The sequence below is a fragment of the Nocardia brasiliensis IFM 10847 genome (assembly GCF_000710915.1).
Lineage (GTDB): Bacteria > Actinomycetota > Actinomycetes > Mycobacteriales > Mycobacteriaceae > Nocardia > Nocardia brasiliensis_A.
The window spans coordinates 26125-41356 of the sequence record NZ_BAUA01000161.1 but is presented as its reverse complement, the minus strand read 5'-3'; the positions used below and the strand labels follow the sequence as shown (position 1 = coordinate 41356).

General features: G+C 67.4%; 17 protein-coding genes and 1 pseudogene. 9 read left to right on the top strand and 9 right to left on the bottom strand.

The window, feature by feature from the left end:
• Positions 1-184: 184 nt before the first annotated feature.
• The 3 genes from NBRGI_RS31330 to NBRGI_RS31320 all read left to right on the top strand — a co-directional run bounded on the left by NBRGI_RS31330 (position 185) and on the right by NBRGI_RS31320 (position 2574).
• Positions 185-700 carry an EXLDI protein gene (locus NBRGI_RS31330; RefSeq protein ID WP_029900793.1) on the top strand — a complete coding sequence of 172 codons (516 nt, stop codon included), beginning with the start codon at positions 185-187 and terminating at the stop codon, positions 698-700.
• Between the two features lie 129 nt (positions 701-829).
• Complete coding sequence (locus tag NBRGI_RS31325; protein ID WP_029900792.1) at positions 830-1807, top strand: daunorubicin resistance protein DrrA family ABC transporter ATP-binding protein; 978 nt, start codon at positions 830-832, stop codon at positions 1805-1807.
• Positions 1804-2574, top strand: a complete 771-nt coding sequence (locus tag NBRGI_RS31320; RefSeq protein ID WP_029900791.1) for an ABC transporter permease — start codon at positions 1804-1806, stop codon at positions 2572-2574. The genes NBRGI_RS31325 and NBRGI_RS31320 overlap by 4 nt, the downstream gene beginning before the upstream one ends.
• Positions 2575-2664: 90 nt before the next feature.
• On the opposite strand, the gene NBRGI_RS31315 is transcribed toward NBRGI_RS31320, so the two are convergent.
• The 3 genes and pseudogenes from NBRGI_RS31315 to NBRGI_RS31305 form a co-directional block, all read right to left on the bottom strand.
• Positions 2665-3390, bottom strand: a complete 726-nt coding sequence (locus NBRGI_RS31315; RefSeq protein WP_029900864.1) for an anti-sigma factor family protein — start codon at positions 3388-3390, stop codon at positions 2665-2667.
• A 12-nt stretch (positions 3391-3402) separates the two neighbouring features.
• A pseudogene (locus tag NBRGI_RS31310) lies at positions 3403-3897 on the bottom strand (sigma-70 family RNA polymerase sigma factor); the annotation flags it as partial.
• 62 nt (positions 3898-3959) lie between these two features.
• Positions 3960-4604, bottom strand: a complete 645-nt coding sequence (locus NBRGI_RS31305; RefSeq protein ID WP_014988992.1) for a YqgE/AlgH family protein — start codon at positions 4602-4604, stop codon at positions 3960-3962.
• A 116-nt stretch (positions 4605-4720) separates the two neighbouring features.
• Between NBRGI_RS31305 and NBRGI_RS31300 the strand changes: the two genes are divergently transcribed.
• The gene (locus NBRGI_RS31300) at positions 4721-5482 is read left to right on the top strand and encodes a lysophospholipid acyltransferase family protein (protein ID WP_029900789.1); all 762 of its coding nucleotides are present in this window, start codon (positions 4721-4723) and stop codon (positions 5480-5482) included.
• Here NBRGI_RS31300 and NBRGI_RS31295 read toward each other — a convergent pair.
• A complete protein-coding gene (locus tag NBRGI_RS31295) occupies positions 5476-5787 on the bottom strand; it encodes a GNAT family N-acetyltransferase (RefSeq protein WP_029900788.1) in 312 nt (103 codons plus the stop codon). The genes NBRGI_RS31300 and NBRGI_RS31295 overlap by 7 nt on opposite strands.
• Positions 5788-5982: 195 nt before the next feature.
• Between NBRGI_RS31295 and NBRGI_RS31290 the strand changes: the two genes are divergently transcribed.
• The 5 genes from NBRGI_RS31290 (at position 5983) to NBRGI_RS31270 (ending at position 11295) form a co-directional block, all read left to right on the top strand.
• Positions 5983-7572 carry an alpha/beta hydrolase gene (locus tag NBRGI_RS31290; RefSeq protein ID WP_029900787.1) on the top strand — a complete coding sequence of 530 codons (1590 nt, stop codon included), beginning with the start codon at positions 5983-5985 and terminating at the stop codon, positions 7570-7572.
• Positions 7573-7721: 149 nt separating this feature from the next.
• The gene (locus NBRGI_RS31285; RefSeq protein ID WP_029900786.1) at positions 7722-8093 is read left to right on the top strand and encodes a hypothetical protein; all 372 of its coding nucleotides are present in this window, start codon (positions 7722-7724) and stop codon (positions 8091-8093) included.
• Between the two features lie 143 nt (positions 8094-8236).
• Positions 8237-8926 carry a nitroreductase family protein gene (locus tag NBRGI_RS31280; protein WP_029900785.1) on the top strand — a complete coding sequence of 230 codons (690 nt, stop codon included), beginning with the start codon at positions 8237-8239 and terminating at the stop codon, positions 8924-8926.
• A gap of 150 nt (positions 8927-9076) precedes the next feature.
• Positions 9077-10396 carry a preprotein translocase subunit SecY gene (gene secY, locus NBRGI_RS31275; RefSeq protein ID WP_029900784.1) on the top strand — a complete coding sequence of 440 codons (1320 nt, stop codon included), beginning with the start codon at positions 9077-9079 and terminating at the stop codon, positions 10394-10396.
• Between the two features lie 29 nt (positions 10397-10425).
• On the top strand, positions 10426-11295 hold the full coding sequence (locus NBRGI_RS31270) for a LuxR C-terminal-related transcriptional regulator (RefSeq protein ID WP_235211159.1): 870 nt from the start codon (positions 10426-10428) through the stop codon (positions 11293-11295).
• Between the two features lie 34 nt (positions 11296-11329).
• Here the strand turns inward: NBRGI_RS31270 and NBRGI_RS31265 are convergent, their stop codons facing one another.
• From NBRGI_RS31265 to NBRGI_RS31245, 5 genes are all read right to left on the bottom strand, one after another.
• Entirely contained in the window at positions 11330-12364 is a 1035-nt protein-coding gene (locus NBRGI_RS31265; protein WP_029900782.1) for a medium chain dehydrogenase/reductase family protein, read from the bottom strand.
• Between the two features lie 74 nt (positions 12365-12438).
• Positions 12439-13008: a TetR/AcrR family transcriptional regulator gene (locus NBRGI_RS31260; RefSeq protein ID WP_029900781.1), complete on the bottom strand. Its 570-nt coding sequence runs from the start codon at positions 13006-13008 to the stop codon at positions 12439-12441.
• Positions 13009-13078: 70 nt separating this feature from the next.
• On the bottom strand, positions 13079-13711 hold the full coding sequence (locus tag NBRGI_RS31255; RefSeq protein ID WP_081878317.1) for a TetR/AcrR family transcriptional regulator: 633 nt from the start codon (positions 13709-13711) through the stop codon (positions 13079-13081).
• A 44-nt stretch (positions 13712-13755) separates the two neighbouring features.
• Positions 13756-14124 (bottom strand): MmcQ/YjbR family DNA-binding protein, encoded by a 369-nt coding sequence (locus tag NBRGI_RS31250; RefSeq protein ID WP_036561641.1) that lies wholly within the window; start codon positions 14122-14124, stop codon positions 13756-13758.
• Positions 14125-14272: 148 nt separating this feature from the next.
• Positions 14273-15076 (bottom strand): ArsR/SmtB family transcription factor, encoded by an 804-nt coding sequence (locus NBRGI_RS31245; protein ID WP_029900778.1) that lies wholly within the window; start codon positions 15074-15076, stop codon positions 14273-14275.
• Positions 15077-15232: the final 156 nt, after the last annotated feature.

Sequence of the window (15232 nt, the reverse complement as noted above, 5' to 3'; positions counted from 1 at the left end):
TCTGGGCGGCATCGGGTGCTCACCCAGCATCCTGCCGGTCGAGTCCCTGAGCTCAGGCAGCGTCGGCTGAGTAAATCTCAGTGAATGTTCAGCAACTTACAAGAAGATGTTTCGCAATGGAAGTATCAGGGGAGAGTTCCCTTCGCCACTTGCGTGTACGTATACATCTACGTATAGTCGTGTCATGCCCAACAAGACGATCTATGTTGCCGATGACGATCTGGCGCTGTTCCAGCGGGCCCAGGAGCTGGTTGGCGGCAATCTCTCCGGAGCGGTGACCACGGCGCTGCGTCGTTTCATCGAGCTGGAAGAGGGTCGCCAGGAGGGGTTCGAGGAGATTATCGCCCGGGTCGGCCACAACGGGGTCCGGCAGGTCCGCTTCTCCGGTGCGCTGCTCATCGAATCGAACGAGTACACCGACGAACGGCAGGAACATATCCGCGTCTATCGCAGCCGCAAAGGCAAGTACGTGCTGCACGCGCACTACAACGACTGGTCCGAATTTCCCCAATCCGGCAACTGGGTCAAGGATTTGACGAACTGGCGGCGCATGCTCGGTGTCGGCGACCAGGACTGGGGTGAGTACGTCCTGGAGGTCGTCGACACGATCGAGGAGTTGAAAGACAAACTGCCCCCGAAGCTCTACGAACGGGCGGTCGATCTCGCGAAACGTCCCCAGATCGAAGACCTCGACATCTAGTCGAATTCCCCTTCCGCACAACTGAACAGCAGCTGACCGGCCCCCATGCCGCCCCGGGACACCGGGAGCGGTGTCGATCAGTCATGCACGCATGCGCATTCAACAATGAGAACCATCGAAAGGACCGTCATGGTCAACGGCCATCGCGCACCCGCCATTTCGGCGTTGGGCCTGCGCAAAGCATTCGGCGAGCAGGTGGTGCTCGACGGGATCGACATCGTCGTCCCCGAGGGCACGATCTACTCGCTGCTCGGTCCGAACGGTGCGGGTAAGACCACCACCGTGCAGATCCTCAGCACGCTCATCCACGCCGACGACGGCGACCTGCGAGTCGGCGGCTACGACGTGGCGGCCGAGCGGGCATCGGTGCGCGAAACCATCGGCGTCACCGGTCAGTTCGCGGCGGTCGACGAGCTGCTCACCGGCCGGGAGAACCTGCTGCTGATGGGCGATCTGCACCATCTGCCGCGGCGGGACACCAAGCGGCTGGCGGCCGACCTGCTGGAGCGGTTCGATCTGGTGGCAGCCGCGGACAAGCCCGCGTCCACCTACTCCGGCGGCATGACCCGGCGCCTGGATCTGGCGATGACGCTGGTCGGCGATCCGCGCATCATCTTCCTGGACGAACCGACCACCGGCCTCGATCCGCGCAGCAGGCGGGTGATCTGGGAACTGATCCGCGGTCTGGTCGACGATTACCACGTGACGGTCTTCCTCACCACGCAGTACCTGGAGGAAGCCGACCAGCTGGCCGACCGCATCGCCGTGCTCGACCACGGCCGGATCGTCGCGGAAGGCACTGCGGCGGAACTGAAGCGGATGGTGCCCGGCGGGCACATCCGGTTGCAGTTCGCGGTGCGCGAGGACCTGTTCGCCGCTTCGGCCGCGCTGGGCGTGGCCGCCAGGATCGCCGCCGACGACGAGGACGAGGACCTGACGCTCGCCGTACCGAGCGACGGCAGCGTGAAATCGCTGCGCGCCGTGCTCGATCGGCTCGACTACGAGCAGATCGAGGTCGAGGGCCTGGCCGTGCACACGCCCAACCTCGACGATGTCTTCCTCACCCTGACCGGTCAGCCCACCTCCGACAAGGAAACCGTCGCATGAGCACCATGTCCCTCGCCCTCGCCGATTCGGCAACGATGTTGCGGCGCAACCTGACTCATGCGAAGCGCTATCCGAGCATGAGCATCGGCGTCATCATGATGCCGACGCTGTTCCTGCTGATCTTCAAGTTCGTGTTCGGCGGGGCGCTCGAAAAGTCTTCCGGCGGTAACTACGTCGACTATCTCGCGCCCGGCATGCTGCTGATGGTGCCCGCGTACATCACGGCGTCGGTGGCGGTGTCCATCGCGAACGACGCGGCCAAGGGGATCGTCAACCGCTTCCGGACCATGGGCATCACCCAGTCGTCGATGCTGACCGGCCACGTGCTGGGTGCGCTGCTGCAGGCTCTGCTCGGTATCGCGGTCATGTGCGTGGTCGCGCTGCTGATCGGCTGGCGACCCGATGCCAACCCGGTCGAATGGGTCGCCGCGCTCGGCCTGCTCACGTTCATGATCTTCGGGCTGAACTGGCTCGCCGTGGCGCTCGGGCTGCTCTCGCCGAATGCCGAGGGCGCGAGCAACATCGTGTTCCCGATCATCATGCTGCCGTTCCTCGGCAGCGGTCTGGTCTCGCCCGACACCATGCCCGCCGGCCTGCGCCAGTTCGCCGAGTACCAGCCGTTCACGCCGATCACCGAGACCGTGCGCGGTCTGCTGATGGGCAGCGAGATCGGCAACAACGGGATCATCTCGATCGGATGGTGCCTGGTGCTCACCCTCGGGGGGTTCTTCTGGGCCAACGCGATTTTCCGGCGCAAGACCGCCTGAGCCAGGCGTCGTCGGCCGCCGCCGGTGACGCGAATCGAGATCCCCCGCCAGGAAATGGGGCCTGGCGGGGGATCTCGCTGTCCGGACCGGCTAGACCGCGCCGCGCAGGATGGTCTGACCCGTCTTCAGCGACCGGATCTCCACGCTCTGGATGCGCTCCGGGGCCACCTCCGTGGTCCTGGTCAAGGTCAGGGCGTCGCCCGGTCCGGCCGTCCAGCCGGCCAATTCGGCGGTGCTGCCGTCCTTCAGCGTCATCCACATCTCGAAGTTCCAGTTGTAGTCCGGACCGCCCGGGGCATAGCTGCACGACATCTCGACGGTCGTCTTACCCTCGTTCGCGAGCAGCTTGAAGCTCGCCTGCACCGGCGTCGGTACCAGCGGGTCCATCTGTCGCTGTGCGAAAACCTGTGCGGCAGTAGGCGAATCGTGAGCGGTGACGGTGCTGACCACGGGTACGGCGATGGCCACCGCCGCGGCCGCCGCCGCGACCGCGGCCCCGATCGAGACCCACCGGCTGCGGCGCCTGCGCCGCTCGGCCGCCTCGGTGAGCCGCGGCAGCAACTGCGGTACCGGCGGGCTCGTCTCGACCGGATCCGGCTCCGCCGCAAGGGCTTCGGGTGGGTCTAGCAGCGCGAGCGCGGTGTCCTGGTCGACCATGGCGAGCATGCCCGGCAGGCCGGCCAGTTCCGCCACGGCGGCCTGACAGGCCGGGCAGCCCGCGAGATGCGCCTCGTACTCCTGACGTTCGGTGCGAGTCAGGGAGCCGAGCACGTACGGGGCATCCCACGTGGTGTAGTCGTCGGCAAGGTCCGTCATTGGTTCGTCACCCCCCATCTCCTGTAGTGCCAGTCGTAGCGCCCGCATGCCGTAGTGCATCCGGGACTTCACCGTGCCCGGTGGAATGTCGAGTTCCTCGGCGATCTGGTGGGTGGACAGGCCCCGATAGTAGGCCCGCACGATCACCTCGCGATGGTCGGAACTCAGCTTGCCGAGCGCGTCCGCGACCAGCCATTTGTCCAGGGCGCGGTCGGCCTGGTCCGGCGCGGCCTGCTCGGGCGGGCTGTCGGTGCGGTACTCGCGCCGGTTGCGGGCGCTGCGGTGTTCATCCACGGCGAGATTGCGCGCCACCGTGAACAGCCACGCGCGCGCCGATGTCGTGGCCTGATCCAACACGTTCGGGCGTTGCCACGCCCGCAGCAAGGTCTCCTGCACGATGTCCTCGGCCCGGCCCGGGTCGCGTACCAAACCGAGTGTGTACCGCCACAGAGCAGACGCGTGTTCGTCGTAAAGGACCCGTAGCAACTCGCTTTGGTCGTCCGGCATGGCTCACCTCCCGCACATCCCACGAATCAGCAGGGGCGAACGGTTCAATACCGGCCGACATCTCAATTTCGTTCGAGTTCGATCGGGTGGGTGGCGAGCAGGGAAAGGGGGAGGGGCTGGCGGCGCAGCACGTGCGCCCACAGGTCCGCGCGGCCGGTGCTGATCGGATCGGAGGGCAACGCGGACAACACGATCCAGTCGTCGTTCTCCAGTTCGCCTTCCAGCTGACCGAAAGTCCAGCCCGCATAACCTGCGAAAATGCGGATGCCCTCGACCAGCCGGCCGATTTCTTCCGGGTCGGCGTCCAGATCGACGAGCACCACCCGTCCGTCGATCCGGCGCAGGCCGGGCACGCCGTCGATGCTCGCGCCGACCCGGACGGTGCCCAGGCACAGCGCCGCGTCGCGTTTGACCGGACCGCCGATGAACAGGGTGCGCGGCGCCGCGGTCAGCTCGGTCCAGCGGGGCAATACGTCGTGCACGGCGGTATCGCTGGGCCGGTTCAGCACGACGCCGAGGCTGCCCGCCTCGTTGTGCTCGATGATGTAGACCACGGTGCGCCGGAAGGTCGGTTCAGCCAGTTCTGTCGCCGACACCAGCAGGGTGCCGGCGCGCACCACCTGCTCGCCGTGCCGGAAATCGCGCCGCTTGCGGTCGCCGTGCCCGCCGCGAGTTTTCCGATCATCCGGGTCGTCTGCGCGTGCCACTCGCACATCATCGCAGTTGTTGCGGCGATTTGCTCCTTCTGCGGTGGAGTTCGGGGTAACGGATTTCGGCTCGGGGGCTCGAACTCGACACCGCGCGGCGTCGTAGAGTCCGTGTCATGGAACCGCCCGAGGTGCGCCTCGAGAACAGCGACACCGTGTACGACTTCTATCTCGACCACCGCCAGAATCGGCTGAAAGCCTGGGGTGCGTACGCCATTCTGGCCCGCCGCTACTACCCGCGTGTCGCCTACGCCGCGGGCGCCCGCGAAGGTCTGCGCGCGGCGATGAAACAACGGCGACCGCTGTTGATCTCGATCAATCATCTTTCCGAGAACGATCCGTACACCGTAGCGGCCGCGGCGTGGCGCAGTGCCCTGCGACCGGTGATCGGCCGGGTGCGGGTGCTGGCCAAGGACGAACTCTTCGAAGAGCCCGAGCAACGGCGCAAGATCGACATGATGGGCGGGATTCCGGTGTTCCGCGGCAAGGACCACGGCATCCGTGCGGTGAATGCGGCCGGCCAGCGCATGATGGACATCTGCGCCCAGCGGATGGCCCGCGGTGACGGCGTCGCGGTGTTCCCCGAGGGCACCTGCAACGAGGTCGATCCCAGCCAGGTGCAGTCGGTCGGCAGCGGCATCGGGCACATCGCGTTCCGCGCGATGAAGCTCGGGGCCGAGCCGGTGCTGGTATCGATGGGGCTGAGCTACGGCAAGCGCGACGATCCGACGGTGCAGCCGACGAAGGAGCAGGCCAAATCGGCGAGCTTCTATTTCGGCGTGCCGATCACCGAACTGCCGGCCAAGCCGGGTGAGATCGCGCGACTGGTCCGCACCGATCTGCAGCGGGCGCTCGACGGGGCGGTCGCTGCCTACTGAGGCAGGTTCAGGCTGTCGCGCGCCCAGTGCGGCACCATCCCCAGGTATTCCGGCCTGGTCTGGATGAAGTGGTGCACCATCGGACACATCGGCAGTGCGCCGAGCTTGTCCGCCGCCGTGCTGTTCAGCGCCGCCTCGAGCAGGTCGCGACCGTAGCCCTGGCCTTCGTAGCTGGGGTAGATCTCGGTGTGCACGAACGCGCGTTCGGACTGGGTGTCCTGGTACTCGGCATATCCGGCGATCGCACCGTCGACATGGATCTCGAAACGTTCCAATGCGGTGTTGAGACGGACCTCGGTCGACATGGCTCGACGCTACTCCCGTGCGACGTCATCCGCGTATTCCAGAGCATATCTCGCGCTATGCCGGGCTTCGCCGCGGTCCGCGCGCTGACCGGCGAAAACCGGTGTTCGACTTGTTTGTTGCCCCCCACCTGCGCAGAATGCTCTTGATCGGGGTCGCGCGCGTGCGCGTGGCGGCGGCCCGGGGAGGTACGAAACATGATGAAGGTACGGCTGTTCTCGCGGGCGGCGGCTGCCGTGGGCGCCGTGTGCCTGCTCGGTCTATCGATCGTGCCCGGCTCGGCCGTCGCCGCGCCGGGGGTCGGCTTCGGCGCCTGCCCGGACGGTGCGGTGGTCGCGGGGCACGGCGTGCGGTGCGCGGTCGTCGAGGTGCCGATGAACTACGCCGACCCGGACGGGCCGCGGATCGAACTGACCGTCAGCCGGATCGCGGCGAGCGGAGAACGCCGCGGCGTACTGTTCGCCAATCCCGGCGGGCCGGGCGCGGACGGACTGGACTTCTGGGGGCTGCGCACCGATGTGGTACCCGCCGAGCTGGCCGCCCACTACGACCGGGTCGCGGTGCAGCCGCGCGGTTTGCGCTGGGCCACGCCGCTGATGTGCGCGGGTGCGGTGAAAGCCGAAGAGGGCGCCCAGGTATCGCTCGGCGGCGGCAATCGCGACGAGATCAAGCGGGCGTGCGAAGCGTCCCGGCCCGGCTACCTGGACACCATCACCACCGAGAACACCGCGCGTGACCTCGATGCCGTGCGGGCCGCGCTCGGGCTGGAGCGGATCAGCTACCTCGGCACCTCCTACGGCACCTACCTCGGTGCGGTGTACGCCTCGCTGTTCCCGGACCGGGTCGAGCGGATGGTGCTGGACTCCAACGTCAATCCCGACTGGGTGTGGACCGAGGAGTTCGCCCAGCAGCAGGTGGCCGGCAAGCAGCGCCTCGACGACCTGTTCGCCTGGATCGCCGAGCACAACGCCGAGTACCACTTGGGCGACACCGCTTTACAGGTCTATCAGCACTGGGTGCGGCTCGCGGTCGACCAGGGCGGCGGCTGGTACGCCAACCTGACTCCGCCGCCGGCCAGCCTCGCCGACCTGCCCGGCGCGCTGCCCGAGCCGCTCGCCGAGATCGCGCGCGACGGCTACAGCGGCAGCGTCGAGCAGGCGGGCAAACTGCAGAATCTGGTGCGCACGTTGATCTCCGGCGGCGTCTCGGCGCAGGGACCGTTGCTCGGCGCCACCTCCGTAGCCAGCTACACCCGCACGTTCTGGCCCGCGTTCGCGCGCGCCATGTCCGAGGCCGCCGCCGATCCGGCGAACGTGCAGCGCCTGCGCACCATCGCGGGCGCGACCTCCACCGACCCCACCGGCCGGTTCGTCTTCGCCGCGATCACCTGCAACGAGAACGCGATTCCCGGGCGGGTGGACGTCATCGGTTCGGCGATCGCCACGATCGTCTCCGGCGGCAACGCGATGGACGCGCGGGCCGATCTGGTCCGATCCGGAATGAGTTGCGGCACCTGGAAACCCGTCGCTACACCGGTGAAGATCAGCGGCGCCGGCCTGGCCACACCGCCGCTGGTGCTGCAGAGCCGGCACGACGCGCTCACCAAATACGAAGGGGGGCCGGCGATGGCGCACGCGCTGAACGGTTCGCTCATCACGGTGGCGGGCGGCGATCACGGCAACTTCGCCCGCGGGAACCCGGTCGTCGACGACGCCGTCATGAGCTACCTGCGCACCGGCCAGGTCACCATCACCGAAGCGGCCGAGGCTCCGATACCCGGCCGTTGACGAACACCGGCCCTTCCTCCTGAAAGTGTTCGGCACACCTCGATTATTCTCGGCCTCGAAACTCGGGGACAGCCGATTCGGTGGCGGCAAATGTAACGTTTCCGCGCGCGGCCCCGACGAACTGCACAATGCAAACCGGAGGAGTTTTCATGACAAGTGCAATTGCCACCGCCGCTCGGGTCGCGGCCGCAGGCATTTCGGGGCTGGCGTTCGTCGGCGTGGTCGGCGTGGCCGGGGCAGGCACCGCCCAGGCGGCCCCGCAGGACTGCGTCGTCGAGAAGGGCCTGTTCGACGCGTCGGCGGTATGCCAGGCCGACGGCGGTTCGAACTATGTCCTGCATCTGGACTGCGTCGGCCTCTACGCCGGGCCCGCCTTCCCGATCTACAACATCGGGCCGTACAAGGTGCTCAGCTATCCGTTCACGCCGTCGGGTCAGCGCACGACCGCCGCGTGCACGGGAATGGGCCCCGGCGTTTTCGCCTTCGCCACCAATGCTTACGTGGAGATCTATAACGGGTGAATCCCGTCGAGTAGCCCGTCTCGGAAATGGATCCGCACCGCTACCGGACCATTTCGAGACGGGTTTTTCGTGCGTCTGGTGGAGTGGACAGTAATCGCGCCGTAGCGTTGTCCGTCCCGGCGGCACGGTTCACACTCCACCTCATGATGACGTGGACTCCGCTGCATGGGCACCCGTACGAACCAATTCCCTACCACCCGAACCGGATTCCGGTCGAGCAGGCGCTCGTCGCGTCCGCCGTGCTGCGCGCCAGAATGGACGAGCGTCGCACGGTGCGGATGTTCTCCACCGATCCGGTACCCGAGCAACTCGTGCTCGACGCCATCGCGGTGGCGAACACCGCGCCCTCGGGCGCGCATCAACAGCCGTGGACCTTCGTCCTCGTGGAGGATCCCGAAGTGCGTGCCCGCATCCGGGAGGCCGCCGAAGCCGAGGAGCGCATCTCCTACGGCGGGCGCCTCGGCGAGGAATGGCTCTCCGCCCTGCGTCCGCTCGGCACCGATGAGCACAAGCCGCATTTGACCGACGCCCCTTACCTTTTGGTGGTTTTCCAACAGCGCTACGGACTGCGCGCGGACGGCACCACCTACAAGCACTACTACGGCGACGAATCGGTCGGCATCGCCGTGGGCATGCTGCTCACCGCCCTGCATCTGGCCGGCCTGGCCGCCCTCACCCACACGCCCAGCCCGATGAAATTCCTCGGTGAAGTGCTGGCCCGTCCACGCAACGAGAAGGCGTTCGCCGTCATCCCCATCGGCTACCCTGCCGACGATTCCGTCGTCCCCAACCTGACTCGCAAGTCGCTGGACCAAGTGCTGGTCCGCGTCTGACGCTTGCGACCGGATCGCCCGCGTTCCCCCGATGGAGGGAGGCCGAATTCCGACTCGCGGGCGACGTGAGCAGCGCCCGGTGCTCCGTACTGTTCGAAGGCCCCGGCAGGTATTCGCCCTGTCCAACAACGCCTTTCGTCAGGAGGACCCGTGTTTTCCGCCCTCGTACCGGCCTTTCGGACTCCGGATCTGCGGCGGAAGATACTTTGCACCCTGGGGCTGCTCGCGCTGTATCGCCTCGGTGCGGCACTGCCCTCACCCGGAGTCGACTTCAAGGCGGTGCGCACCTGTGTCGCGATCGCCTCCGGCGGCGACGCCGCGGGCATCTACCAGCTGATCAACCTCTTCTCCGGCGGGGCGATGCTGCACCTGTCGGTGTTCGCGATCGGCATCACGCCCTACATCACCGCGGGCATCATCACCCAGCTGTTGACCGTCGTGATCCCGCGCTTCGAGGCGCTGCGCAAGGAGGGCGCCACCGGTCAGGCGAAGATCACCCAGTACACCCGCTACCTGGCGATGGCGCTGGCGGTGCTGCAGGGGTCGACGCTGGTCGCGCTGGCCGCGCGGCGCCAACTGCTGCGTGGGTGTCCGCAGGACATCCTGGCCGACGACGGACTGTTCGGCATGGTCGTGCTCGTGCTGGTGCTGACCGCCGGGGCGGCGCTGGTCATGTGGTTCGGTGAGCTGATCACCGAGCGCGGCCTGGGCAACGGGATGTCGCTGCTGATCTTCGCCGGTATCGCGGCTCAGCTCCCGAGTCAGGGCAAGGCGATCCTGGACAGCAAGGGCGCGTTCGTTTTCGCCGGTGTCTGTGTCGCAGTGCTGCTGGTGATCGTGGCCGTGGTCTTCGTCGAGCAGGGGCAGCGCCGGATTCCGGTGCAGTACGCCAAGCGGGTGGTCGGCCGGAAGATGTACGGCGGCTCGTCGACGTATCTGCCGTTGAAGGTCAATCAGGCCGGCGTCATCCCGGTGATCTTCGCGTCCTCGCTGCTGTACATACCGAACCTGCTCACTCAGCTCACCCAGGGCGGCGCGGGACCGACCGCGATGTGGCAGGAGCTGATCCAGAAGTATCTGGTGAATCCCGACAACCCGGTGTACGTCGCGAGCTACTTCGCGCTGATCGTGTTCTTCACCTACTTCTATGTCGCGATCACCTTCAACCCCCAGGAGCGCGCCGACGAGATGCGCAAGTTCGGCGGGTTCATTCCGGGATATCGCCCCGGCAAGCCGACCGTGGACTATCTGGCCTTCGTGCTCAGCCGGACCACGTTGCCCGGCGCCTGCTATCTCGGCGCGGTCGTGGTGCTGCCGAACGTACTGCTCGGCGGCGGTGCGGGCGGCGGGGTGTCGAGCCTGGCCTTCGGCGGCACCTCGGTGCTGATCATGGTCAGTGTGGGGCTCGACACCGTCAAACAGCTCGAGAGCCAGCTGATGAGCAGAAGCTACGCGGGATTCCTGCGCTGACCCGCGGCACGGAACATAAGGTCGCAACCATGACACACCCACTGCGCCGAGTGGCGTCGTCGCTCGTGCTCGCCGTCACCGCGGCCACGCTGTCGGTGAGTGCCACGCACAGCGAGCCGGCCGCGGCCCGCTACGCCGCCCAGGAGCAGCGGCCCAGTGCGATCGACCGGCACGACGATCGCACCCCGGATCGAATCGAAACCACCTCGGGCTCGGCGATTTCGGTGGTGCTCGCGGACAACCACGCGATCTTCCGGTCCGGCCTGCGCGCGGCGATCGGTACCCAGCCCGATATCGAATGCGTCGCCGAGGCCGACCACAGCGCCGCCGCGGTCCGCGAGATCGAGCGCCTGCGGCCCGACGTGGCGCTGCTCGACCTCGACCTGCCCGGTTTCGAGCGCCCGGCCGCCGTCGACGCGATCGCGGCGCTCGGTGGCAGCACCCGGATCCTCACCCTCACCAGCAGCGACTCCGACGAAAACCTCTACCGTGCGCTCTGTCTCGGCGCGACGGGCTTTCTCGTCAAGACGCTGCCCGCCGATGGGCTGATCTCGGCCATCCGGATGGCCGCGCGCGGGGACGCCCTCATCGACCCGCACCTGACTCGCCGCCTGGTCACCCGGCTGACCACCGGCATCGAGCCGTTCCCCAGTGCCCCGGAAGTCGAAACCCTGACCGCCCGTGAGCATCAGGTGCTGCTGCTGATCGCCAAGGCCTATACGAATCCGGAGATCGCCGCGGTACTCGGGGTCGGCGAGCAGACGGTCAAAACCCACGTGTCCAACGTGCTCGCGAAACTCGGTGTCCGGGACCGCGTGCACGCGGCGGTCTACGCGCACACCCGCCGGATCGTGCCGCTCCCGCACCAACCCTGGCTGCCCGACCCGGTCCGGGCCTAGCGTGCGGCGCGAGAGTTGTCGCCTGGGCGCGCTTTCAGCGCTGCACGTCGGGGACGAGCACGACTTTGCCGGTGACGGTGCCGGATTCGGCGAGCTCCATGGCGCGGGCCGCCTCGGTGAGCGGGAAACGGGCGGCGACCTGCGCGCGCAGTGTGCCCTGGACGGCGAGTTCGAAGACCGCGCCGAGGTCCTCGGTGAGCCGGTTGCGGAACCGCGCGGCGTTACGTTTGCCCGCCCAGATGTTGTAGAAGTGCGCGTTGCGCTTGTTGGGCAACGCGTTCCACCAGAGCAGCCGGGCGAACAGTCGCAGCACGGGTAGCCGCGAGTTGCCCTCGTCGTTCTTGGTCGCCGCGGTGCCATAGGAGACCAGGGTGCCGCCGGGGGCGAGCAGCCGGAACGAGTCGACGATGCCCGGCCCGCCGACATGGTCGAAGACCGCGTCCACGCCGTTCGGGGCGAGCGCCCGAACCTGTTGCGCCACATCGCCGCGGTAGTCGATCCAGGTCGCGCCGAGCGCTTGCACCGCCGCCGCGTTACGGGCCGACGCGGTGCCGATGACGGTGATTCCGGCGGCGCGAGCCAACTGGACCAGGGTCGAGCCGACCCCGCCGTTCGCCCCGTGCACCAGGATGGTCTGGCCGCAGCGCACCGCGGCGGTGCGGTGCAGCATCTGCCATGCCGTGATCCCGTTCACCACAAAGGTTTCCGCTTCGGCCGGATCGAGCGCGCCGGGTACCCGCACGAGTTCCGCGGCTTCGAGCAGGACCATGCTGCTCCAGCCGCCGACCTTGGTCAGCGCGGCGACGCGACGACCGAGCAGCGCGGGATCGACGCCGGCGCCGAGTTCGGTCACCGTGCCGACCAGGTCGTAGCCGGGCACGAAGGGAAAGGCGGGCTGGTCGTAGTACTTGCCGCGGCGCATCTGCTGCTCGGCGAAGGAAACGCCGGAGGCTTCCACCTGGACGAGCACCTGGCCCGGTCCGGGGGCGGGCAGCTCGCGCGTCGTGACCCGCAGTCCGTTCGGCTCGACGCGGTCCGGCAGCACGATTTCGAGGGCGGTGGTGGTCATGATGCTCTCCTGGTGTGTGACTGGTCAATCACTCTGAAGGTAAAAGAAAATGCGCCGGTCGGGGCGCGGTCGGACTAATGGGCGTTGGGGTGTCGGATGCCCGCGGTCAGGATGGCGGCCCAGGGGCCGTCGCCGGCGTCCAGACCCAGGGTGGTGATCATGTGGCAGAGCTCGCCGTAGGCGATGAAGCGCTGGACCTGGTCGTCCCCGGCGCCCGAGCGCTGCTTGGCGAAGGTGGTGATCTGCCGGGTGCCGCGGCGCATCGCGTCGGCGACCTCCGGGATGTCGTTCGCCGAACGGGCGTGCACCTGCAGCATCAGCAGCCGCTTGTCCGCGATGAGTTCGGCGTAGGCGCCGCCCATTTCGTGCAGGATCTGGTCCGGGCTCGCACCGGCGGCGCGGGCCGCGCCCGCCGACATGGCCTGCTCGACCAGTTCGTAGCAGCGGTCGAGCGCGGCCACGAACAGGGCGACCTTGCCGGGAAACAACTTGAAGACGTACGCGGGCGAGATTTCCGCCCGCGCAGCCACGTTGTTGATCGGCGTGCCGTGGTAGCCGGTCTTGGCGAACTCGCTGATGGCGGCGTCCACGACGGCGTCGCGGCGGACCTCCGATGTGGAGAGGGTGACACCTCGCTTGCTCATGTGAGTGACTGTACACTCACTCTTCGGAAAAGGTCAACGGATCGATCGAACCTGCTGGTAGATCTGGTTTTCAGCGCTTCTGCAACTCGGCGGCGTAGGTGGCAAGCATGTCGAGGGTGACCTCGAGGATGCGGTCCTGGATATCTGGGCGCGGGTACGCGACGCGGGTGAGGGCCTCGCCCGAGAACAGGTGCACCACGATGAACGTGAGCGGCTCGCGGACGTGCTCGGGGAACTGTGCCAACGCGTCCGTCTGCTCGGCGTGCGTGGTGAGCTCGCTGTAATAGCTGCTCACCGCGGGCGCGATCCGGGCCTGCAACTCCGGATCGTGCAGGGTGGCGATATATATCTGGCGCAGGGCGTGGGTGAGCGGCGTGCTCATCGCCGAGCGCAGGAAGCCCACCGTCGCCTCGAGCGAACTCTCGCCCTGCGTCAAATGGTCGACCACCGCATGGAACTGACGCAGTAGACGGGCCAGGATCTCCTCCGAGGCCGCCGCGATCAGTTCCGGACGGCCGTCGAACTGCTTGAACATCGCGCCGCTGGACAGTCCGGCGCGACTGCAGATCTCGCGCACCGAGGCCCGATCGATCCCGACCTCGCAGATCGCCGCGATGGTCGCGTCGATCAACTTCGCGACCGTGGCCTCGCGGCGCTGTTGCATGGTCCGGCGCCCGGGCGCTCGTTCGATCGCACTGCTCATGCGATCCATCCTGCCGCGTGCGGCGGTTCCCGCGCCCGGCGCGGCTACCGCGATTGCCGGGGCGGTGCCGGACTCCACTCGGGGACCTCGGCGAGCAGCGCATCGGGGGCGGACAGGCGCCAGGCCTCGAAGACGAGTTCGGCCAGTTCGTCGGCCTCGATGCCGTCCAGATACACGACGACCCAGCCGAAACCGCCTGCGGTGAACTGCTCTTCGAACACCTTCGGCCGCTCGGAGACCAGGGCCTGCTGCTCCGACAACGTCTGCTTCAGGCCGACGGTCTGGGTGCGCGGCCAGTAGTAGCCGAACAGTTTCCCGCGCACCTTGTAGGAGGTGTATTTCTCGCCCGCGCTGCTGCGCACGTCGACGAGCGCGTCGATGATCCGGAAGAACTCGTCACTGTGTACAGCCACCGCAAACCTCTGGCCTTCGAACTCGCTCGGTGCTGACCGGCGTCCGTCACCTCGGCCGCATATTCCTCGGACCGAGCCGTCCCCGGCGGGTGCGGCCGCGCCGCCGGAGTCCGAATATACAACGGCCGCTGCCCTGTCTGTGGTGCCGTCAGGACTGCGCCGGCTCCGGATCGGGCAGCCGCTCGCCGGTCTCCAGCAGGGTCTTGAGCCCGGACAGGATCGCGGGCCAGCCGCCGCTGATGCCCTCCAGCACCGCGCTGCCCGGCGCGAAGCCGTCGTGCACGACGGTCAGTTTGACCACCTCGCCCGCCGGTTCGATCTCGAAGGTGACCTTGGAGCGCGGTTCGCGGCCCCAGGCGGCGACCTCGTCGGGGTTCATTTCGAAGGTCGCGGCGAACTCGGCGTCGAAGCTGTGCCAGGTGTAGGACAGCCTGGTGTACGGGTCGGCCTCGAGCACCACCTGCTCAGGGTCCTTGCTGCTCCAATCGCGTTGGTGCCACACCATTTCCGAGCCCGGCTGCCAGTCGGTGTCGAACGTCGCGCCCCAGTAGCGACTGGTGAACGCCGAATCGGTCAGCGCCCGCCACAGCTGCTGCGCGGTGGTCCTGATGTAGGTGGTGTAGACGAAAGTGTTGTCGCTCATGGGATTTGCCTCCAGTGCTTGCTTCAGGTCGGCGAGTGCGCGCACTCGCGAGCGGTCGTACCGGTTGATCCAGCGCTCGGTGATGGCATTGATCGGCTCGGCATTGAGGTAGTGCAGTTTTTCGCGGCCGCTGCGCCGGGTGGTGATCAAGTTCGCCGCCTCGAGCACTGCGAGATGTTTGCTGACCGACTGTCGCGCCATCGCCAGCCCCGCGCACAGGTCGCGCAGGGTCTGCCCGTTGCGCGTGTTGAGACTGTCCAGCAGTCGTCTGCGGTGCGGATCGGCCAGTGCTCGGAATACCTCGTCCATGCCCCACCTTACCGGGAATATGCACCCTTTCGGCTGCCTGTTGCAGAATATGCAGCCGCTCGGCTGCGTGTCAACCGGGATCGATCATTGCTACGCATTGTCGCGGCGGAATGTAGTAGTTATGCTACGAATCGAGGGATGCCCACCATCGGGAGG

Bases quoted from the DNA above. Each gene is read 5' to 3' on its own strand.
- NBRGI_RS31330 (WP_029900793.1), top strand. From the start codon at position 185: ATGCCCAACAAGACGATCTATGTTGCCGATGACGATCTGGCGCTGTTC.
- NBRGI_RS31300 (WP_029900789.1), top strand. From the start codon at position 4,721: ATGGAACCGCCCGAGGTGCGCCTCGAGAACAGCGACACCGTGTACGAC.
- NBRGI_RS31295 (WP_029900788.1), bottom strand. From the start codon at position 5,787: ATGTCGACCGAGGTCCGTCTCAACACCGCATTGGAACGTTTCGAGATC.
- NBRGI_RS31290 (WP_029900787.1), top strand. From the start codon at position 5,983: ATGATGAAGGTACGGCTGTTCTCGCGGGCGGCGGCTGCCGTGGGCGCC.
- NBRGI_RS31270 (WP_235211159.1), top strand. From the start codon at position 10,426: ATGACACACCCACTGCGCCGAGTGGCGTCGTCGCTCGTGCTCGCCGTC.
- NBRGI_RS31280 (WP_029900785.1), top strand. From the start codon at position 8,237: ATGATGACGTGGACTCCGCTGCATGGGCACCCGTACGAACCAATTCCC.
- NBRGI_RS31255 (WP_081878317.1), bottom strand. From the start codon at position 13,711: ATGAGCAGTGCGATCGAACGAGCGCCCGGGCGCCGGACCATGCAACAG.
- NBRGI_RS31315 (WP_029900864.1), bottom strand. From the start codon at position 3,390: ATGACGGACCTTGCCGACGACTACACCACGTGGGATGCCCCGTACGTG.
- NBRGI_RS31320 (WP_029900791.1), top strand. From the start codon at position 1,804: ATGAGCACCATGTCCCTCGCCCTCGCCGATTCGGCAACGATGTTGCGG.
- NBRGI_RS31325 (WP_029900792.1), top strand. From the start codon at position 830: ATGGTCAACGGCCATCGCGCACCCGCCATTTCGGCGTTGGGCCTGCGC.
- NBRGI_RS31285 (WP_029900786.1), top strand. From the start codon at position 7,722: ATGACAAGTGCAATTGCCACCGCCGCTCGGGTCGCGGCCGCAGGCATT.
- NBRGI_RS31265 (WP_029900782.1), bottom strand. From the start codon at position 12,364: ATGACCACCACCGCCCTCGAAATCGTGCTGCCGGACCGCGTCGAGCCG.
- NBRGI_RS31260 (WP_029900781.1), bottom strand. From the start codon at position 13,008: ATGAGCAAGCGAGGTGTCACCCTCTCCACATCGGAGGTCCGCCGCGAC.
- NBRGI_RS31245 (WP_029900778.1), bottom strand. From the start codon at position 15,076: ATGGACGAGGTATTCCGAGCACTGGCCGATCCGCACCGCAGACGACTG.